Annotated in this window: 15 protein-coding genes; 8 read left to right on the top strand and 7 right to left on the bottom strand. The window is 48.3% G+C overall.

Annotation, left to right across the window (positions count from 1 at the left end):
* Window positions 1-143: 143 nt before the first annotated feature.
* The gene (locus tag AC58PQ_RS17125; protein WP_497243532.1) at window positions 144-2,696 is read right to left on the bottom strand and encodes a U32 family peptidase; all 2,553 of its coding nucleotides are present in this window, start codon (window positions 2,694-2,696) and stop codon (window positions 144-146) included.
* A gap of 261 nt (window positions 2,697-2,957) precedes the next feature.
* Here AC58PQ_RS17125 and AC58PQ_RS17120 point away from each other — a divergent pair, with 261 nt between their 5' ends.
* The 6 genes from AC58PQ_RS17120 to AC58PQ_RS17095 all read left to right on the top strand — a co-directional run bounded on the left by AC58PQ_RS17120 (window position 2,958) and on the right by AC58PQ_RS17095 (window position 11,003).
* Entirely contained in the window at window positions 2,958-6,221 is a 3,264-nt protein-coding gene (locus AC58PQ_RS17120; protein WP_497243513.1) for an FG-GAP repeat domain-containing protein, read from the top strand.
* Window positions 6,222-6,268: 47 nt separating this feature from the next.
* On the top strand, window positions 6,269-6,520 hold the full coding sequence (locus tag AC58PQ_RS17115; RefSeq protein ID WP_497243511.1) for an acyl carrier protein: 252 nt from the start codon (window positions 6,269-6,271) through the stop codon (window positions 6,518-6,520).
* 7 nt (window positions 6,521-6,527) lie between these two features.
* Entirely contained in the window at window positions 6,528-7,727 is a 1,200-nt protein-coding gene (locus AC58PQ_RS17110; protein ID WP_497243509.1) for a class-II aminoacyl-tRNA synthetase family protein, read from the top strand.
* Between the two features lie 91 nt (window positions 7,728-7,818).
* The gene (locus AC58PQ_RS17105) at window positions 7,819-8,733 is read left to right on the top strand and encodes a hypothetical protein (RefSeq protein WP_497243507.1); all 915 of its coding nucleotides are present in this window, start codon (window positions 7,819-7,821) and stop codon (window positions 8,731-8,733) included.
* 95 nt (window positions 8,734-8,828) lie between these two features.
* Window positions 8,829-9,983: an MBOAT family O-acyltransferase gene (locus AC58PQ_RS17100; RefSeq protein ID WP_497243505.1), complete on the top strand. Its 1,155-nt coding sequence runs from the start codon at window positions 8,829-8,831 to the stop codon at window positions 9,981-9,983.
* A 51-nt stretch (window positions 9,984-10,034) separates the two neighbouring features.
* Complete coding sequence (locus AC58PQ_RS17095) at window positions 10,035-11,003, top strand: sugar phosphate isomerase/epimerase family protein (protein ID WP_497243503.1); 969 nt, start codon at window positions 10,035-10,037, stop codon at window positions 11,001-11,003.
* Between the two features lie 78 nt (window positions 11,004-11,081).
* On the opposite strand, the gene AC58PQ_RS17090 is transcribed toward AC58PQ_RS17095, so the two are convergent.
* The 4 genes from AC58PQ_RS17090 to uvrB form a co-directional block, all read right to left on the bottom strand.
* Window positions 11,082-11,285, bottom strand: coding sequence for a hypothetical protein (locus AC58PQ_RS17090; protein ID WP_477591612.1), 204 nt, complete (start codon window positions 11,283-11,285; stop codon window positions 11,082-11,084).
* Between the two features lie 333 nt (window positions 11,286-11,618).
* The gene (locus AC58PQ_RS17085) at window positions 11,619-11,768 is read right to left on the bottom strand and encodes a hypothetical protein (protein WP_497243501.1); all 150 of its coding nucleotides are present in this window, start codon (window positions 11,766-11,768) and stop codon (window positions 11,619-11,621) included.
* 306 nt (window positions 11,769-12,074) lie between these two features.
* Window positions 12,075-14,957, bottom strand: a complete 2,883-nt coding sequence (gene uvrA, locus AC58PQ_RS17080; protein WP_497243499.1) for an excinuclease ABC subunit UvrA — start codon at window positions 14,955-14,957, stop codon at window positions 12,075-12,077.
* A gap of 38 nt (window positions 14,958-14,995) precedes the next feature.
* The gene (gene uvrB, locus AC58PQ_RS17075) at window positions 14,996-16,993 is read right to left on the bottom strand and encodes an excinuclease ABC subunit UvrB (RefSeq protein WP_497243497.1); all 1,998 of its coding nucleotides are present in this window, start codon (window positions 16,991-16,993) and stop codon (window positions 14,996-14,998) included.
* Window positions 16,994-17,263: 270 nt separating this feature from the next.
* Here uvrB and AC58PQ_RS17070 point away from each other — a divergent pair, with 270 nt between their 5' ends.
* Entirely contained in the window at window positions 17,264-18,058 is a 795-nt protein-coding gene (locus AC58PQ_RS17070) for a flagellar motor protein (RefSeq protein ID WP_497243495.1), read from the top strand.
* On the top strand, window positions 18,042-18,863 hold the full coding sequence (locus tag AC58PQ_RS17065) for a flagellar motor protein MotB (protein WP_497243493.1): 822 nt from the start codon (window positions 18,042-18,044) through the stop codon (window positions 18,861-18,863). Before AC58PQ_RS17070 ends, AC58PQ_RS17065 begins: the two co-directional genes overlap by 17 nt.
* Window positions 18,864-18,989: 126 nt before the next feature.
* Here AC58PQ_RS17065 and AC58PQ_RS17060 read toward each other — a convergent pair whose 3' ends face one another.
* A complete protein-coding gene (locus AC58PQ_RS17060) occupies window positions 18,990-20,273 on the bottom strand; it encodes a serine protease (RefSeq protein ID WP_497243491.1) in 1,284 nt (427 codons plus the stop codon).
* Between the two features lie 121 nt (window positions 20,274-20,394).
* Complete coding sequence (locus tag AC58PQ_RS17055; RefSeq protein ID WP_497243489.1) at window positions 20,395-21,861, bottom strand: S41 family peptidase; 1,467 nt, start codon at window positions 21,859-21,861, stop codon at window positions 20,395-20,397.
* Window positions 21,862-21,886: the final 25 nt, after the last annotated feature.

The raw sequence follows: 21,886 nt of genomic DNA, 5'->3' as shown, positions 1-21,886 counted from the left end.
TTAACCCCCATCATAATCCGATCCCTCCAAATAGAAAAACTGCATAGAAATAAATTCTACGCAGTCTTTAGAAAAACCTCTCAATATTGTATGTGTTTGTCAACAGCCCCATCATGGTCGTAAGGTGGTTTACTTCTTGCTATCTATTTCACCAAAGTACCCTTCGTTACACCCAACTGGTTCGTTGCCTTCAGGGAACGCCACACTTGTGTGCCATTAATTTGACCATCGATCGCGCGGCGGTACAAATCAAGAATTTCGGTAACTTTCTCAGGTGTCTCTTCTAAGAACTCCACACGGAATGAGCGGATGCCCAGATCCATGAAGTGGTTCAAATACTCCGCACCAGACTGATCTACCGCGTTGTACACGGTATTCCGGCAGCCTTCATCTACGCGGACTGGATGGGACATACCCACACGGTCCTGCAAGGACACACGTTTCTCCTCACATGGACGACCGCAGTTTGTGAAGTCTGTACCTTCACTCAGGAATGTACAGTACACGCAGTGTTCGGTGTGGAACATCGGCATGTGCTGATGAATGACGACTTCGAGCTTGGACGTTTCCGCGCGGCGAAGCAAGTCAACCATCTGCTGAATGTTCAAGTCATACGAAGGTGTTACCTTCGACAAACCCGCTTCTAGGAACAAGGCTGCTGCCTTATGGTTCGCTACATTCAAAGAGAAATCACCGATCAGCTGCGGTTGCGGTGCATCCGGATTCTCCAGGCGATGCTTCAAGAAATAGAAGGCTGCGCCTGTATTCCGAATGAGAACGGCATCTGGCTTAAGCTTAAGAATATTGTTAAAATAGCCCGTTTCCCCAGGCATATGAATACGCGGTGTCACTAGCGCAATCTTGCGCCCAGCGGCATGAACAGCTTCAACGGCTGCAGGGAACTGCTTAATAAATTCAAAATCCGCATAAATGAATTGGACGTCTGTTGTTTCTAGAACAGCTTGTACCTGATCCAAGGTACGGCATAAAGCAGTCAACTCGACCGCGCTGCGATCCGCTAAAGATAAAGCTGGTGCGTTAACGGCGGTAACAGCCGCGTGATGCTCGGTCACAGAAGCAGGCACATCATCATACACGCCGACTTCACGCTTCATATACGCGCGCGGCTTCTGTCGCTCGTCTTCCATCAGCTCGACTGCCATGCGTCGCATGCTGTTCAGCTCACGCATCGGCACGATCAACGCGCCGTCCAGCTGGACATCCAGCTCGGCAAGCTCATAAATCGTGCCGCCGAGGCGACCGAACTGCTCGGTGAAGAGCTGTTCGTCCATCGGTCTTTTCTCCGCGCGAACCAGCGGAAGCTCGGATTGTACGAAGACGGTGTGACCGCCTTTTACATCCGTCCACCAGCTCTTCAGCGTCTCGCCTTCCACGCCGCTGACCTTCACGCTTACCGGGAATGTACGGTAAGGTTTATCCGTCTCGAACGTCTGACGCAGACGTTTATCCAGCGCGGGATCGTTCGTCTTCCAGATACGGTCGCCCACGTGCAAACGGCCAAGCTCAACATCGTTGCGTCCCATAACGATCTCGATGAGACCACCCTCGGCTTCGCCTTCGAGCTTCTCACCCTTGCGGCGCAAATCGTAAATGCGCCCGCCTTCTTCCTTCTTCGTCGGATCCCCAGCGTCGAAGACTAGCCCGTCGCCACGCTTCAGCGGCGCTTCAAGCTCACAGATCACTGCATCGCGCAGAATCTGCTTGATGCGGCCCACGAACACCCCGCGGCTCTTCGGAAACGTGCCGTCAACCAACTGCTTGTTGTTCGTTCCTTGCAGGAACCCAACCGTGAAACCACGCGAGAAGCTTTGCTGTAACTCACGCACTTCCTCGCGTGACGGACGCGCGTCCAGCCCATCGAAATATCGATCAATCGCTTTGCGATATTTGCTCACCACATTGGCTACATATTCAGGGGTCTTCAGACGACCTTCAATTTTAAACGAACGAACACCCGCTTCGATCAGCTCAGGTACAATTTCAATCGCCGCCAAATCTTTTGGAGACAATAGATACGTCACGTCACCCATCGGTTTTTGCACGCCATCCACCATGAGATCATACGGCAAACGACAAGCCTGCGCGCACTCTCCACGGTTAGCGGAACGGCCTCCCCACATTTCGGAGGTCAAGCATTGTCCCGAATAAGACACACAAAGGGCACCATGCACAAACACTTCCATCGGAAGCTTCGCTTGATCACCGATTTGCTTAATTTGTTTCAAGTTGTTCTCACGTCCAAGAACGACACGTTCGATATCGAACGGTTTCGTAAACTCAACAGCTTCTGGCGATGTAATCGTCATCTGCGTTGAGCCGTGAATCGGGAAATCCGGGGAGATTTCACGAATCATTTTAACCAAGCCCAAATCCTGTACAATCACCGCATCCACGCCTGCGTCCACACACGCTTCAATTAACTGCTTCGCATCGTTCAACTCTTCCTCGAACACGAGAATGTTAAACGTCAGGAAGCCCTGTACACCATATAGATGAAGGAACGACATAATATCCGGCAGTTCAGCCATCGTAAAGTTATGCGCTCTCGCTCTCGCATTGAATTTCTCCACGCCAAAAAACACGGCATCCGCCCCATTGGCAACAGCCGCTCGCAAACAATCCCAATCCCCCGCAGGGGCCAATAATTCTACATCTTCTCTGCGTATCGTACGCATGGCAGCAAATCCTTTCAATATCAATCCTCGGTAATCCTCAAAGTCTTCTCTTTAGTGTAACAGAAACGATAGGTAGGAATCTAGGGCAGGAGATAACTACGCACAAAGCCAATATCCGACAATACAATGCTTTTCCATGCCTTTAAAAGTTAACAAACGTACCCATGAATGCTATAATGGCAAGGATAGTGACCTTTATTGACAATTCTCCCAAGCTTCGCAAGGGTGAATTGCAATCTTTCTAGCAATCGAGGGATCCTTTTGAATTTGTCGAAAATTCGCGTACTCAAACTACTTATCGGGTTAAGCCTCGGCTTTTTAGTCCTTGTGCTAACCCTTCTATTTTTGCCAAAAGTCGAGGAAACTAAGCTGCTTTACGCAACGAGCGGGGATACTTATGATACTGCCGCTTATAGTAATTTTCAGCAAACCTTACAAGCCGGCGTTCAAATTGATAGAAAGAGCTTGCTCACCTACTCAACCCGACAGCTTGGCAAGTACGACGCTTTGTATTTGGATCCAGGGCTAGTCCAAGATCCTACATGGTCCAAACAAGCGGATAAGCTGATCGCTTTCGTGAAGCAGGGCGGTCATTTGTTGCTCGAAAATGAGTTCGCTGACCGCTTTCCGCTGGAATTTTTGGGTGCTAAGGCGATTATTGATCTGAAAAAGGTGCCGCTTACTGAGTTCGCTTCACCTGTTATGACCTTAGACGCATTAATGCTCAGCTATCCGCAGGTACCCGTTAATTTGCAGGGCATTCAACAAACCTTTCAACTATTTACAAACAGTTATTTAAAGCATAATACGATGGACGATATGCCAGGTTTTAACTTTGGATTTGGCTTTACACCTTCTGCAGGTGTTTCTGTTGTGAACATGGGTAAACCACTCGAGTCCAAGACCCCCGTTTCCCTTGTCCTGCACAATCGTGTCGGCCAAGGTGCCGTGCTGATCAGCAGCAATTTCCTGCCGAACCGTTACTTCCCTACGGGCTATGACATGAAGAGCGGTGCGGATCTGAACCTGGGCTTTGCTCAGCTAGCAGCGAAATACCAAGCGGAAAACAAGCCCAAACCTGGGACGACTTACTTCAATAAAAGAGTGCTGCCGATTGAGCCCTATTTCAACTTTGCTTGGGCCGCAGCGAACATGCAATACCGCAGCGAGCTGCTGGCTTATGTCTCTAAAGAGACGCTCGGCTTCAGTGTGAAGAAGAGCCTTGGCCCTTATGGCAGGCCAGCGATGGCGTTTCAGAATCATTTTGAGGCGATGCCGGCGTTCGGGCAGAAGGACGGCATTGCTTGGGCGGAGAAGCTCAAGGCGTATAATGAGGTTCCCTCGTATACGCTCGTGCGCAGCGCCTTCTACTGGGGTAAATGGCGCGAGAGCGTGACCGTGCAGCTGAACACAGGAACGAACGCGAAGCCGTCGTTCGTCGGTGAGCTGCCTGGCTCCGGCTACGCGAGCGGTCTGCATGTGATGGCTGCCGGCATTCCGCTCAGGCAAGCCACGTTTCCACAAGATCGCGATCTGGCGAGCGCGATTGAACTGCCGTACCGCGCGTACCCCGCCGCCGCGGATCTGAACGACGACGGCCGCACGGACTTGCTGGCCGGCAGCTCGGATGGATTCGTGTATGTTTACACGAATCTTGGCAAGGATGCGGCGGCTTACGCAAGCGAGCCGCCGCCGAAGGGCATGGCGCTGCCCGACACGTTCGGCGCGCCTGCGAAGGTATTGCTGGAGAGCGGCGCACCGCTCCAGCTTGGCCCTTACAGTGCCGTTCACGCCGCTGACGTGAACGGGGACGGCCGCACGGACCTCGTCGTATCCGACGAGTCCGGCGCGGTACAGCTTCTGCCGCAGCTCGCTAGCGGCAAGTTCTCTCCGCCCGCGGTGCTAAGCGCGGGCGGGAAAGCGCTGCAGCTGCCCGGAGGGCCTGCAGCGCCGAGCGTCGCCGACGTGAACGGCGACGGCAAGCTCGATCTCGCCCTAGGCGCAGCCGATGGGCGAGTGTGGCTGTACCAGGGCCGCAGCGCAGCGGCCCTGGATCTAGGCCAAGGCAGCGTGATTGTGACGCTGCCTCACCAGGCCACGCACGCCGCGCCAGCGGTGCGTGATCTAAATCAAGACGGCCGGCTCGACATCATCGTCGGCAGCAGCGATGGGGACCTGCAGGTGTTCCTCCAAGGCACTAATGGCTCTTGGACGGCACAAGGTCCCCTCGCAGGGACAACCTTGAACCAAGTCGGCAACCACGCTTTGGTTGCTGGACATTACTCAGTTCCTTTATGGCTGGATCTCAATCACGATGACAATGACGATCTCCTTTTGGGTGGTATCGAATTCGGATCTCCTGTGTCGATTGATAACCCGCACTTCCCATATAAATCGGAGTTAAACGATTTCATTCAATATGCTCAGATGAACCATTTACAACTAAATCCGCATACTTTTGTGCATAATTTTAAGAGTGCAGATGACGAGAGAGCAGAATTCAACCTCCATCAACAAGCGTTTGAGAAGCTTGGTATTCCTTGGTTGCATCCGGGAACGAACCAACATACTTGGCGCGTCAATAATGAAGATCATGCTCAGACCTTGCTTACGGAAAAAGGAAAAGGCATGTGGTACAACTTCGGATTCTTACCTTCCGAATCACCTGTGCTCTCCCGTCCAGAATCGATCTGGTCCCTTCCATTTCTTTTACAAGATGAGAAGGGAACGACCGACGCAACGATGCTCATTCATGCACCTACTCCCGTCCTGAGGCCGGCGGGTGACAATGTGAACACGGATATTTTCGAGTCGATGGTGAAGCTGGATATGCCGATTGATTATTTCGAGCATATTGAGTACCATTTCCCTGACCCTCAGAAGGTTGCCGGCTTAACGGAATTTGCTGATTACTTTGACAAACTTCGTACGAAGCATGATTATAACTTTATGTCCGAAACCCAAATGGCTCAATCCTTCCTAACCGCCATGCAAAGCGATGTGAAGATCAGCCAGTCCTGGGGCTCCTACTTGTGGGATCGATTGAAGGATCGTCTTAGCGGAGGCAGTCCGCACTTCCATGCTACGCTGTCACCTGATTCATCGGGTGTTCCTAGCTTAGCGGAAGAGTATACGGATACCTTAGGGGTCATCATTGAAAAGGGGGATCAGTTAGCCCTCTACTCCCTGCAAAGCGATTCAGACATTTACACCGCGATAGAAAATAAATTTTATCTAGGATTAGCCAAGAAAGCTGACATTCGCGTGGGCCCTTCGGCGCAGCAGTTCCATGTTGTGCGTTCGAATGTCCCTTTTACCCTCACAAGTGAAGGAAGCACCTATGATTTGAAGCTTGAATCTGCGGGTCTGCAGCAATTAAAATTCTTCAGCCCTAGCGAGCTGAAATTTGAAGCTTTACCAGATGTTACAATCCAGTATGACGCTGCTTCCCAAACTTACACAGTGACCCGCTACGGGGACATAACGACACTTACCTTTACCGGCCCTGTCGCGAATGCGCAGTAACCATATTTGTATTTACCTACTTTTATTGAAATCAGGAGGCTTCCCCCATGTCTAATTTATTAGAAGAGCTAGAGCAGCACATTCGTGAGCGTTACGAAATTGCCGAGGATGACGATGATTTCGATGTGGATGTTCATTTGTTCGACTATGGGTTCATTGATTCCGTAGGGGCAACAGCCCTCATCGCTCACATTGAGAAAACATACAGCCTGCAAGTGACGAATCAGGATCTCATGCTCTATCCCATGAACACGGTGAATGAAATTGCCGAATTTATTACTAAGAAGACTGCGAGGTAAGCGACTGATGAATACAGTTAAAATTTCGTTGGCCGGTCTAGCTGAAAGCCAGCACGGTCAAGTCAAATATGCCTCTGCTTTCGCAGATGAGCATATTCAAGAAATCGTTTTGATCGATGAACACATCATTATCACCCACAACTCACCAAACGGCGATAAGGGTATTACGGAGCGAGTTGAGCGCCTTATTGAGCGTTTCTCCCATGGTGATTTCGGTTTTAAAGAAAATATTTTGTTCGAAAATAAAGTCGACACGCCGTATGAAGGCGATATTATTGCTGAGCTCGCTGAGCGTAAGGCGATTAAGGTGTTAGAGCCCGGCCTCTTCATTTTCCGTGAGCCTTTCTCCAGCTTAATGCGTTTCCTTGACTATTCGTTCGTTAGCAAAATTGCTAGACGTTTCGAAGGTGTACAAGAAGAACAATATCCTGCGGTCATCAACAGTCATACGTTGAACAAAACGAATCATTTCACTTCGTTCCCGGAGCACATTCATTTCGTCACGCATCTACGTGAGGATCTCGATGTCATCGAAGCGTTCTCCCAAACCATCCGTGAAGCTGGCGGTTGGGACCAAGAGAAGCCGTTGGCGCTGGATAACAACATGGTGAAGCCTAACTTTATGATGAACCCTTCCACGTGCTATCACTGCTATGAAGGGCTGGAGAATGAAACCTTGGAAGGCGACGGCATTGTCGTGACGGCAATTGCGAAATGTCATCGATTCGAGTCCAAAAACCACTCCGACTTCGGACGCCTACTCGACTTCTCGATGCGCGAAATTATTTTCGTCGGTAAGCCTGAGTTCGTGAAAGAGAATCGCTTGAAGTCGATCGAATATCTAAAAGAATTGGCCGTTGAATGGAACGTAGACAGCATGTTGGAGATCGCGAACGATCCGTTCTTCACGAACGATTTCCAAGTGAAAGCATCCTTCCAACGCAACCAGGAGATGAAGTATGAGCTTCGCTTGAGCATCCCTCATGTGAAGAAATCCATCGCTTGCTCCTCTGTCAATTTCCATAGCAACACGTTCGGCAATGCGTTTAATATCAAAATGGGCAAGCGTAACGCAGTTACAGGCTGCGTAGGCTTCGGTATTGAGCGCTGGGCGTTCGCGTTCCTTGCACAGTACGGTCTCGATGAGCAGCAATGGCCTGCCACGTTCCGTGAGCAGTTCCATGCTTGGCAAGAGAAGGCATTGTAATTCTTAGTTCAACTACCCCAGGGTTCACGTTTTGTACAGACGAGCGCCCTGGGTTTCATTTTAACCACTACGAAGATAATGAGTGATTCTATTGAAAGCAACTACTTTTCTTAAAAAAAACAGCTTTGCACTCGGCCTATTGCTCGCCATCGTCGTCTCCGACCTGCTCATCTCCTGGTGGAACCCGATGGCGTCTTCACGCCGTTTTTACAAAAACGACTTTACCAAAACGCTCTACCATCACAGCTGGTCCCACACGGGTCCGGTTTTCTTCGGTAATTCGGCTGTGACAGGCGCGTATATCGAAGAGAAGTCTGAGGCACATTTGGTTGAGATGGGGCTCTCTTATGGCAAGCTGACTGACCTGAAGGGGATACTTAAGGACAACCTCTACCAGGTGAAAGAGGAGCTTGTCATCGGGATCGATGTGCATACCATGCTCGACACTCTGGAAACAGATCCTACCTACCAGTGGTTCAAGCCTTGGTACCAGCCTTACGTGTATACGTACCGTGATTACTTCCGTGATTCAGGCGTGGAATTTGCTCGCAATGTAAGCAAAGGCAGTCTAGCCTACGAGCCGCGCTGGATTGATAAGGAGTTGTACCCCGGTCGCAAGGACGACGCTGCCCTCAAGACCAAGTGGGACGACTACGATAAACGGTTCGGCGCCATGACCTTGAAGGATTTTAAAGACAATCTGGATGCCTTACAGTGGGTTCTCCAGTATGCCGATGAGCACGAGCTTGCGCTTCGAGTCATTTGGATGCCGTGGAACAAAGGCTACGCCGATCCGCCCTATATGGCTTCACTTAAAGATGCGGTTAACACCCAGCTTAAGGCTGCGAACGTCCCGACACTGGATCTCATGCACACTTATGATCCGCGCTATTTCCATGACCTTGTTCATCTGAACCGCGAAGAGGGAGCACCGCTATTTACGAAGGAGGTTGACACATGGTTAAATTCCTTAGGAAAACCGTCGAAATCCTCATCTACCTCGTGATGCTTTACTTGGTTTTCATTTATTTTACCGGCAAGGGATTGTTCATCTATGAAAAGTTCTAAGATCAGTTCTAGCAAGCGAGGAGTTCTTTAGCTATGTTTTATATGCACATGAACGCGATGGTCGCGATGAGTGGCATGATTGCCGTTCTGATGCTCACCCGCAAGTGGGCGGATAATAAGCGCATTTTGATGATCATATTCAGCCTTTGCTTTCTGCTGCTATTTAGTAAGAAGTTGGTCGTTTTCTATGCCGCTTTTACCCTTATTAATTATTTCGGCTTTGTGTATCTGTGTCGGACGACGCTTTGGCGGAAAGCAACCTTTATTATGGGGATCGCCGCGAATATCGTGGGCGTCTTTCTCGGTGTTCGCTTTTTCGTAATGGGTGTTTTCAGCAATCCCCTGTTCGATGCCATCATCTATTTGGGTCTCATTTACAATGTTCTCAAAGTGATTGATTCGTATTATTTCGCTTATTTCTTTGGAAAAGAAGGCGAAGTGCCGGCCATTGATTATGCGAACTATCTCTTGTTCATTCCGACCTTTACTTCCGGACCGATTCTGAAATTCCGTGATTTCATGGCCGATAGTAGGAAGCCTTACACCGTAGATGCCACGCTATTTGAAGACAGTATCAAGCGAATTATCCTCGGTTTATTTAAAAAGATTGTCGTCGTAACTTGGATGACTGGGGTGTTTGACCACGTCTTGAAGCAGGAGCTTCATACGCATCAATCGTTATTTCTGTTAGTCTGGTTCTATGCACTCATTTACTTCGACTTCTCGGGTTATTCCGATATGGCTATCGGCTTTGGGCGATTGATGGGCTATACGATGCCTGAGAACTTCAAAAAGCCTCTCTTCTCGCCTTCCATGACGCAGTTTTGGCGGAATTGGCATGCGACGCTGGGTGATTTTTTCCGAGACCACATCTTCATGTTCTTTTCGCGTAAAACCCCTTCGGTCTGGCTAACCGCAAGCCTCTCCATTCTCATTATGGTGCTAATGGGCTTATGGCATGGCTTTACGTGGCTGTACTTCCTCTACGGGTTGTACCATGGCATTATTATTGCGATCGAGAATATCTTCAAACTCACCACCGTGAATAAGAAAAAGGTATCCAAAACCTACTTCTACTTCCGTTGTTTCGTTACGCAAACACTGGTTACATTCTCAGTCATTATTTACAGCTCTAATTATGATACGGTGCTTCGCATCTATAAAGGCTTGCTTCATTTTACTGGATGATAGTGGTATAATTTGATCTGATTGTTTTATCAATTATGGAGGTGTAATCGAATGAAGTTAGGCGTTTTTATGGTTCTTTTCGGTGGAAAACCTTTCGAGGAAGCGTTGGATTATATTGCTGCAAAAGGCTTGGAAGCTGTTGAAATTGGAACTGGTGGCTATCCAGGTACTGCACATTGCAATCCCGCTGAACTACTTGCCGATGCAGGGAAACTAAAAGCTTTCAAACACGCGGTAGAGTCCCGCGGCTTAACGATTAGCGCACTAAGCGCACACGGTAACCCTCTGCACCCGCAAAAACACATCGCGAAAGAGTTTCACGATGCTATTATACAAACGATTGAATTAGCTGAGCGCCTTGAAGTCCCTGTTGTTAACACCTTCTCCGGTTGCCCAGGTGACCATGAGGATGCGAAATATCCGAACTGGCCGGTAGCTCCATGGCCGAACGATTTCCAAGAGATTTTGGACTGGCAGTGGACGAACAAAGTTATTCCATATTGGCAAGAAACAGGTAAATTCGCGTCAGATCGTAATGTCAAAATCGGTCTAGAGCTGCACGGTGGATTCTCCGTACATACGCCAGCTACCCTTCTTCGCCTTCGCGAAGCTGCAGGTGAAGTAATCGGTGCCAACCTGGATCCAAGTCATATGTGGTGGCAAGGAATTGATCCAGTTCAAGCGGTACAAATCCTAGGTCGCGCTAACGCGATTCACCATTTCCATGCCAAAGATACATCGCATGATTACAATAACACGAACCGTTTCGGTGTAACCGACATGCAGTCCTACGCGAACATGTTGGATCGTTCTTGGCAGTTCCGTTCCGTGGGCTACGGCCACGATATGAAGGTATGGGCCGACATCATCAGCGCATTGCGTCTGGTTGGTTATGACTATGTCGTTAGTATTGAACACGAAGACGGCTTGATGTCCGTTGACGAGGGCTTCTCCAAAGCTGTTCAAAACCTACAACAAGTACTCATCAAGGAACCTCTTGGTGAAATGTGGTGGGTGTGATATAAGACAAATAAAAGCCCGCAGGCTTAAAGATCTTACGATCTCAAGTCCTGCGGGCTTTTGTTTTGCTTGTATGTACTACCAGCCTTTGATCATGATAACATCCATGAAGAGGAACACGAGTAGAGATACAGTTGCAAATCCGAGCGCAAAGAGATTTCTTCTAGGGTTGATCAATTGTCGGATAACGGCAATACCAATAATCACTGTGAAGATCAACACATAGATATCAAAGCTTGTATACGTGCTTGTTGATGCTTCAGCTGCTTCTGCGAATAACATGGTGAAACCTCCTTATAGTAACTCGGTGCAAGGCACACGTCCTGCTATTTTAATACTATGTTAGCTCGATTGGACACGAGATGCAAGTAGTTGCATCGATGTGTAACAAGTTTGTCACCTTTTGTTTGGGTTCGGCACCGTTTAGAGAGCAGTATCCCTATTTCTTAAATATCCCTTCTACGTATAAAATGTCCATCTTGACGGCTATTTATAACTCTGTACCTACCGAGATTTCCTTTCTAAGCAGGATGTCATTTCCCCGATTTCGAACACGACAAAGCCCGTACGGAGAGTACCGTACGGGCTTTTATCGTTTGACACTTAAGACCGTTCTTACACGGCTAGCGCATCTTGGTGATCTTCATCTTCCAGGAATTCGTTTAGTCGGGCGTAGGCTAGCTCTTTTTCCTGCCATGCTAGAAATCGGAAAGGGTCAATCCCCAAAGCAGATACAATTTCCTGAAGCTCTAACGTCGGTTTCATTATTACTAGCCTCCACAACATAAATTAGTTTAGAACTGCTCTATCTCTCAATCATCATGTCATTGGTCATTGGTTAAGTAGGAGATGTTCACTGTTATTTACTATTATTATGGCCTACACTTGTCATTATTGATAGAGGGTTAAATTGTCGAAGCCTGTATCATTCAATTAAGTATTAGCAAAATTTTAAAATGAACGCGATCCCATCTAAATCTGACAAATTCTGCTTACATTAGAAGATTTGAATTGAAAGAAGCTTGGAATTGGCTTATGAAACACCACATTCCAAGCTTCTTATTCGCTTTTTTAACTCACAGAGCCTTCTAGGACATCCAATCGCTTCGCATAGTCCTCAGACCGCACGCGATCCCTCTCGAGGATCGGCTTCAAATACTGGCCGGTATACGACCCGGCCACCTTCACGACATCCTCAGGCGTACCTGCCGCCACGATCAAGCCCCCGCGGTTACCACCTTCGGGTCCTAGATCGATAAGGTGGTCCGCCGTCTTGATGACATCGAGGTTATGCTCGATGACCAGCACGGTCTCACCGCTCTCCACGAGGCGGTGAAGGACCTTCAGCAGACGATCGATATCATGGATGTGGAGCCCCGTCGTGGGCTCATCCAGAATGTAGATCGTCTTGCCTGTACTGCGGCGGTAAAGCTCCGCCGCGAGCTTCACACGCTGGGCTTCGCCGCCTGACAGCGTAGTCGCTGGCTGGCCGAGGGTCATGTAGCCCAGGCCGACATCGAGAAGTGTATTCAGCTTACGATGAATGCGCGGCAAGTTCTTGAAGAACTCGCAGCCGTCCTCTATCGTCATCTCCAACACTTCAGAAATGCTCTTGCCCTTGTACTTCACTTCCATCGTCTCGCGGTTGTAGCGTTTGCCCTTGCAGATTTCGCAAGGCACGTAAACGTCAGGCAGGAAGTGCATCTCGATCTTAATGATGCCGTCCCCGCGGCAAGCTTCACAACGGCCGCCCTTCACATTAAAGCTGAATCGACCCTTCTTGTAGCCGCGCACCTTCGCCTCGTTCGTATTCGCGTATACATCACGAATATCATCGAATACGCCGGTGTAGGTCGCTGGATTGGAACGTGGTGTACGTCCAATTGGGGATTGATCGATGTCGATGACTTTATCGACTTGGTCTAATCCGACTATTTCTTTATGCTCGCCCGGACGAACTTTGGCTCCGTTCAAATCACGGGATAGCGTTTTGAACAAAATTTCATTGATTAAGGTACTCTTGCCTGAACCAGATACGCCAGTCACACAAGTGAATACCCCTAATGGTATTTTGGCTGATACATTACGCAAGTTATTCTCTTTGGCGCCTTTCACTTCGATCCATTTGCCATTCGGCTTACGTCTCTCAGCTGGAATCGGAATGAATCGCTTGCCGCTCAAGTACTGACCCGTCAGCGAGTTCTCATCCTTCATCAGTTCTGTTGGTGTCCCTTGGGCAATAACCTGTCCACCATGAATTCCGGCCCCAGGACCGATATCAATGATGTAATCGGCCGCCATCATCGTGTCTTCATCATGCTCAACAACGATGAGTGTGTTGCCAAGATCTCGCATATGCTCAAGCGTTTGAATTAAGCGTGTGTTATCCCGTTGATGCAGACCGATACTTGGCTCATCGAGGATATAGAGGACGCCCATGAGGCTCGAACCGATTTGCGTAGCCAATCGAATCCGCTGCGCCTCTCCACCTGATAAGGTGCCCGCCGCACGGTGCATCGTCAAATAATCAAGTCCGACGTTCACGAGGAACCCTAGGCGTGCTCGAATTTCTTTCAAGATCAAATTCGAAATCGTCAGCTCTCGCTCGTTCAGATTCAGCCCTTTGAACCATTCCTCCGCTTCTCCGATGGAAAGGGAGGTTGCGTAGGAGATATTCTTACCATTGATCGTTACTGCAAGTGTTTCAGGCTTCAATCGGTGCCCTTTACACTTTGGACATGGCTTCGTGCTCATGTATGTCTGGATATGCTCGCGAATGCCCTCTGAGAAGGTATCCTTGAATCTGCGTTCCAAGTTGCGAATAATCCCTTCGAAAGGAACCAACGCTTCCTTGGAAGCTCCCATATCGTTCTCGTAGCGGAAACGAATCTTCTCTCCACCCGTTCCATACAGGATCACTTTCAATTGGTCGCTGCTGATTTCTGATACCGGTACATTGCGTTGAATCCCATAGTGCTCACAAACAGCAGCAAGAAACTGCGGATAATAATTCGATGTGCTGCCCGCCCACGCTTCAAAAGCGCCCTCTTCGATCGTTAACTTCATATTAGGAACGAGAAGATCGGGGTCGACAATCATCTGACTGCCTAAGCCGTCACAATCCGGGCAAGCACCAAAAGGGCTATTGAAAGAAAACATTCTCGGCGCAAGCTCTTCCACGCTGAATCCGCACTCTGGACATGCGAGGTTCTGGCTGAACAGCAGTTCTTCTTTATCCATAATATCCACGATGACACGGCCATTCGCTAATTTCAGCGCTGTTTCAAGGGAATCTGCCAGACGTGTTTGTACATCATCCTTGACCACGATGCGGTCAACGACGACATCAATCGTGTGCTTCTTATTTTTGTCTAGCTCAATTTTCTCTGAGAGGTCAATCGTTTCCCCGTTCACCCGTACCCGCACAAACCCTTGCTTCTGAACATCCACAAACAGCTTGGAATGCTCACCTTTGCGTCCCGAAATAAGCGGTGCGAGAATTTGAATCTTCGTACGCTCCGGGTACTCCATAATCCGGTCTACCATTTGTTCCACGGTTTGTGCAGTAATCTCGATACCATGGGTAGGACAGTGCGGTCGCCCGATCCGAGCGTACAATAGCCTTAAATAGTCGTAAATCTCCGTTACGGTTCCAACCGTGGAACGTGGATTACGGCTTGTGGTTTTCTGGTCGATTGAAATGGCTGGGGATAAGCCTTCAATTGAATCGACATCCGGTTTATCCATATTCCCAAGAAATTGACGCGCATAGGCAGAAAGCGACTCCACGTAGCGCCGCTGCCCTTCCGCATAAATCGTATCAAAGGCCAGTGATGATTTCCCCGATCCGCTCAAGCCCGTAAGAACAACGAACTTATCACGCGGGATGGTGACATCAATATTTTTAAGATTGTGAGCTCTAGCTCCTTTAATAACGATCTGATCTCTAGACACAGATAACCTTCCTCTCCTATGTGAAGCTGAACCCTTATCTAAGCATCAGCTTTCATTTCCATAATGGCGTCACGCAGCTGTGCTGCACGTTCGAACTGCAGATTCTTCGCAGCCTCTTTCATCTCAACTTCTAAGCGCTCAATGAGGGATGCTCGATCTTTCTTGGACATCTTAGCACCCTTCACATCAGCCAGATAGTCGGACTTCTGTTCGGCAACTTTGGTTGCTTCGATCACATCGCGAATTTTCTTCGCAATCGTCTGCGGCGTGATGCCCAATCTCTCATTGTTAGCTTCTTGCAGGGCTCTACGACGGTTGGTCTCCGATATCGCTTTCTCCATGGAATCGGTGATCTTATCCCCGTACATGATGACGCGACCATCGGAGTTCCGCGCCGCACGGCCGATCGTTTGAATCAACGAACGCTCGGAACGCAGGAAGCCTTCCTTATCCGCATCTAGGATAGCGACAAGCGAAACCTCTGGTAAATCGAGACCTTCTCTAAGAAGGTTGATACCGATGAGTACATGGAATGTTCCTAAGCGTAAGTCCCGTAGAATCTGCATCCGTTCAAAAGTTTTAATATCCGAGTGCAAATAACGCACCTTAATGCCGATTTCCTTGAAGTAATCCGTCAGATCCTCCGACATCTTCTTCGTTAAGGTGGTTACAAGCACCCGCTCGTCTTTGCGAACACGATCATGTATCTCCGCGATCAAATCATCGATTTGACCTTTGGTTGGCCGAACCTCAATAATCGGATCCAAAAGCCCTGTTGGCCTAATAATTTGTTGAATCATGGTTGGGCAATGTTCTAATTCATAAGGTCCTGGTGTTGCTGATATATATAAAATCTGACTGACCTTCTCTTCGAATTCCTCGAAACGCAGAGGACGATTATCCAATGCAGAAGGAAGCCTGAAACCATGGTCCACCAATACATCTTTCCGTGCTTTATCCCCATTAAACATCGCGCGAATTTGTGGCAAAGTAACATGAGATTCATCTACCATGAACAGCATGTCGTCTGGGAAATAATCCAGCAGCGTATACGGTGTTGCCCCTCGCTCACGGAATGTCAGCGGCCCTGAGTAATTCTCAATACCTGAACAGAAGCCCATCTCTTCCATCATTTCCATGTCGTAACGAGTACGCTGCTCCAAACGCTGTGCTTCCAGAAGCTTACCCTGATCCCTAAGCTCGGCAAGCCGTTCCTCCAACTCCTGACCAATGTTCACGAGGGCACGCTTCATCGTGTCCTCATGTGTCACGAAGTGAGAGGCTGGGAAAATGGCAATATGATCACGCTGACCAATGATCTCGCCTGTGAGGACATTGATCTCCGTGATACGCTCAATTTCATCGCCAAATAGCTCTACGCGTATCGCATGTTCACTATGCGAGGCTGGGAAAATCTCCACCACATCTCCACGCACACGAAACGTACCGCGAACAAAGTTCAAATCATTGCGTTGATATTGAATATCTACGAGTCGGTGCAGAATCTCCGTGCGCGACTTCTCCATCCCTACTCGTAAAGAGAGCAGCAAATTACCGTATTCTATTGGTGAACCCAAGCCGTAAATACACGATACGCTGGCAACAACAATGACGTCGCGACGTTCAAATAAGGAGCTTGTCGCCGAGTGACGAAGCTTATCAATCTCTTCATTGATGCTGGAATCTTTCTCGATGTACGTGTCGGAGGAGGCAATGTAGGCTTCAGGCTGGTAGTAATCATAGTAACTAACGAAGTAGGAAACGGCATTATGAGGAAAAAACTCTTTAAATTCGCTGCACAGCTGTGCCGCTAAGGTTTTATTGTGGGCAATAATCAAGGTTGGTCGGTTTAGTTTCGCTATCACTTGCGCTGCTGTGAATGTTTTCCCTGTTCCCGTTGCACCGAGCAGCGTTTGATGCTTGTTGCCGGCTTGTATGCTCTGGACGATCTCCTCAATAGCTTGAGGCTGGTCCCCTTGCGGCAGAAAATCTGATACAAGCTCAAATTTCTTAGAGCTCATGACGAGTTCACTCATCCATTATCACCCTCATTGTCGAAATAAATCGAACTTTTATCCTATAAACTTTCCCATTCGACATTCCGATATAGAAGTCTATGGAACTTTTTCGTACATATATGAAGGATTGCAATAACTATCCAACATAAGAATGTTTGTTCTCGTTTTGTCATTATACTATTTTTAAATCATGGATGCAAACAGCTTTATCTGTTTTAGCCTTACACAAGGCGGCTTTTGCGTGTTTTGGACCCTATTCTTTGTATGCTAATTAGGAGTGGTAAAGTCATGGATTTGACAACAGTATTAGGTTTACTATTAGGTCTTGTAGGTTTAATCGGCGGGTATATTTGGGATGGCGGTCATGTCGACTCTTTGATCATCCCCAGCGCCATGCTCATCGTGTTCGGCGGAACCTTCGGTGCAGTCGCCGTGAGCTTTCCTAGCTCTATTTTAGCCAAAATCCCCAAAGCACTCGGCATTGCCTTCAAGCAAGTCAAAAGAGATCCTGCAGCAACCATTAACGAAATTGTTGATATGGCCACCATCGCTCGCAGAGAAGGTGTACTTGCCCTGGAGCAGCGCGCTCAGGAGCATGAGAACCCGTTCCTAAAAGACGGATTAATGATGGTTGTAGACGGAACAGATCCTGAGCTGACTAGACAAATTCTAGAGCTCGAAATGGACGCCATCGAACATCAAGTTAATAATATGTCAAAGGTATTCGAAGCCGGAGGCGGATATGCGCCAACGATGGGGATTATTGGTACGGTCATGGGACTTATTCACGTTCTAGGTAATCTAGAAGAACCTGCCACGCTCGGGCCAGCCATTGCCGTAGCCTTCACAGCTACTCTCTATGGTGTTATGAGTGCCAATTTGGTTTATTTGCCCATCGCTAACAAAATTAAAATTCGTGGTAAAGAAATGGTCAATGAAATGGAATTGATGCTAGAGGGCATCCTTGCCTTACAAGCCGGTGAAAACCCGCAATTGATTAAGAAAAAACTGAACTCCTTCCTCCACGATAAATCAGAGAAAAAAGCCGTAGAGGAGGATGACTTTAATGCCGAGGCGCGGTAAGAAGCAAGAAGAGCATTCTAATCATGAAAGATGGCTAATTACTTATGCTGACTTAATTACGCTGCTGCTTGTTTTTTTCATTATTATGTATGCGATGAGTAAAGTAGATGTTCAAAAGTATTCCGTATTGGCGCAAGCCTTAAACCTCCAGTTCCAAAAAGCGGACTCCGTCTTGGACAAAAATCATGGTATCAGCGGTTCAATGACCCCTAAGCAAGGTGACGCGGAAAGCAAGGACGAGGATTTCACGCATCAGAGTAAGGAAGAGCAGAAAGAAGAGCATGACAAAACGAAGACCGAAGACAGCGAGAAAGAAAAGCGCGAGAAAGAGCTTCAGGATCTCCTGAAACAAGTACAAGCCTATATTAAGGATCAAAATTTAGAAGCACAAGTATCCGCCAGCGATACGGAACGCGGTGTGGCGATCACGCTCAACGACTTGTTCCTGTTCGATCTAGGAAAAGCTGATCTGAAAGCACCATCCTTCCCGATTCTGCAAAAGCTGGCTTCGCTCTTCCCAACATTGAAGAGTAAGGTCAGCATTGAAGGCCATACGGACAATTTGCCACTTGCACCTGGGTCTCCTTTTAAAGATAACTGGGGACTCTCGTTTGCCCGTTCCCTTTCCGTACTTCGCTATTTCAGCGATACGGCTAAACTGGACGATCACAAATTCATTGCCACCGCTTATGCAGATACCATGCCCCAAGTGGCCAACTCGAGCGATGCGAATCGCAGTAAAAATCGCCGCGTTGAAATCATTGTTTTGCGGAACGATATTTCTCCAACAACGCCGGTGCAATAATTCATCTGGCACGCACATTTAGAAGCCCTATTTCCACTGCTATGTGGAGATAGGGCTTTGTTGTGTTCCAACGAAAAAAAGAGCCGTCCTCTCCGTAGATTTCTCTACCCAGAGAACTGCTCTTTCTCACAATGACTTCGTAGAATTATTCGGTAATAACCCCGTTAATTTACCTCGCAAATAGCTAAACAGGTGCATCGGGCGCTGCTCTAAGAAGTACAGTACATCCTGATCTGGTGCCAATAGAATGCCCAACTGATGATGATCACCGGCAAAAATACCTCGCTTTAGGAAGCGAACTTCTCCTTGATCGTTCAAAACTTCCAGCCGGCAGAAGGCGGAGTTAATCCCCATGGCCGCATGCAAATCCGTCTTCGACTTGATTTTGTATCCATTGACCTTGTGGATGATCTCGCCGATGCCAATGCCTAGCTCTTGAGCCGGACTGTTCGGTACAACAGAGAGTACCATGAGTCCACGCTCGGAATGGATGTAGAACGGCGTCTGCTTCGATTCTACCCACTGATTATAGAGCAGCAGCCCTTCGTGAAGGGCTATGCTGAGGATTGCGCCTAGCAGCACCAGCGGCGTCCAGTAGTGGGTAGCAACAGCTGCGCCTAGCAAGCTGAGTCCGTACACGTAGAGCAGGTTAGCGCTGAAGCGCGCCTGCTTCTTCGGCAGCTTCGAAATCGTCAGCTCCGCGAAACCAATCATCGCTGGGAATGCGAGCATCGTCCAGCCTGCGCTCAGGTTAGAGGCAAACAAGGTTTGCCACGGCAAGCCAAGCTCACTTCCGCTTGCCATCGGCACTAAGAGAAACAACGGGACAGGCCAGAAGCCTTGCAGCTGCTGTCCGCCAATCATTTGCCCGCGCTTTCCTTCAAGGAACAGCGGCGTGGCCATTCTAGCCCCTTGGAAACCAACGAGTACACCCTCTAAGAGATGTAGCACGCCTACAATCACCAACAGCGATGGGATATCTGCACTCGCAATGGTTTCGAGAAACGCGTACGACTCGCGTAGACTCGCTTTATTAGGAAACCAAGAGAAAATCACTTGTACAATTCCTAGAATCCCTACTGCATATGCTAAGCATAGGAAACGGATGCGGAATATCATCAGCACTACCGTGACGATCCAGAGCACGATCACCACATTCAGTTGTATGTTGACACCGACGAAAAGGAGCAGAACCGAGGCTCCCAGCCCGCCTACCCAACCCCAAAGCACCACACGCCACGTTTCGTTCAATAAGGAATGGAGACGCGTGTGAAACAGCTTCCGTTCTAGTTGAATTTGCTTTCTGTAATGCAAAACAATAAATACAATGCCTATATAGTAGAAAGGATTCGCAAACAACTGCCCCACAGCCAGCAGCATTCTGTCCAATAATTGAAACCACACATCCATACGAATCTAGGCTCCTTGATGAAAAGAAATAGGAAGGCCGCCTAAGCAACCTTCCTACACTATTTCGACTGTTAATGCTTATTTCCTGCCGCTCTGAACAATTTCCATTAACTAACGGTAATTATTTCCCGAGTTGCTTCTGAATTTGAAAGACTGCGGCTTTCAATTGCGAGTCGTTCTTCGGATCGCGGATTTGCGCTAAAATCGCTTTTTCGATTTTGGCCGCTGTATCCGTATCTACCTCACCCGTTACCGGCAAGTTATTCGTCCGTTGGAACGCTTTGACGGCCAGAACCGTTTTGTCATTGAAATAGCCATCCGTCCGCTCCGGATTGAAACCAATACCAGCAAGCATCAGCTGCAAATTCTTCACATCATCGCTGTTGCTGTCTTGTTTTAATACCTCTTTCTTCGTAAGCGGCGCTGACTTGAAGTAAGCTGGTTGCTCGATCGGGATATCTGGTGTAATCCCTTTTTTGTGAATCCAGTTGCCATTTGGCGTAAGCCATTTGTACACAGTCATCTTGATATTGCTGCCGTCGCCCATTTCCTTCTCGAACGTCACTTGAACCGTCCCTTTTCCGTAGGACGTTTCCCCAACTATTTTACTGCCAACCGCTTCTTGGAATGCGCCTGCTAGGATCTCCGATGCGCTCGCGCTTCCTTTATTGATCAACACGGTGACTGGATAATTCTTACCTTTACCTGTGGACGGTGTCGGCTCTCGCTTTCCGTCCCGATTCTCCACTTGAAGGATGGATGCCCCACTCTTCACGAATGGATTCACGATATCAACAACGACGTTCAGTAAACCACCTGGATCGTTACGGACATCGATAACAAGCCCCTTCATCCCTTTGGCCTCAAGGTTTTTCAATTCTTCTGCAAAACGAACTGCCGTGTTCGAAGAGAACTGACGAATCTCAATTTTACCAATCTGATCCTGCATCATTTCACCGTAGACCGTTTCGACATCAATATTGTCTCTTACTACGATGACTTGCACCGGATCACCTGTGCCTTGGCGCAGTAGATCTAGCTTAGCTTGCGTACCCTTCGGTCCGCGGATTTTCATGACTGCTTGATTCAAGGTAAGCCCGTCCAATTTATCGCCATTCACAGAGAGGACGACATCTTTGGACTGAATTCCTGCTTTTTCAGCAGGCGAGCCCTTAATTGGTGATACGATAACGAATTTACCATCCTCTAGCGATACCTCAGCCCCGATGCCTTGGAAAGAGGACGTAATGCTCTCGTCGAACTGCTTCGCTTCCTTCTGATCCATATAAACGGAAAACGGATCTTCTAATGATTCCAACATCCCATTAATCGCGCCGTTAACCAGTTGATCATGATCAGGCTGTTTCAAATACTTGCTTTCAATCAACTGAAACGTGGTTGCGATTTTGTTTAAATCCTTGCTTGAGAGACCAGACGAAGCGGATACCGAAGTAGCTGTCCCACCCCTGGTTTGCTCTTTTTTCTGTCCCCAAGTGAAGGATGGATCTACAATCGTTAATGTAACAATACTGCTTGCAAACATAGCTAACAAAACAAATACGATGACCGTGCGACCTTTGAATTGCAAAGACGATTCACATCCTTTTTCCAAA

It is taken from the genome of Paenibacillus sp. J22P143, from assembly GCF_059692035.1.
Note: the sequence above shows the minus strand (reverse complement) of the source record. Positions and strands in the feature narration are given on the sequence as shown.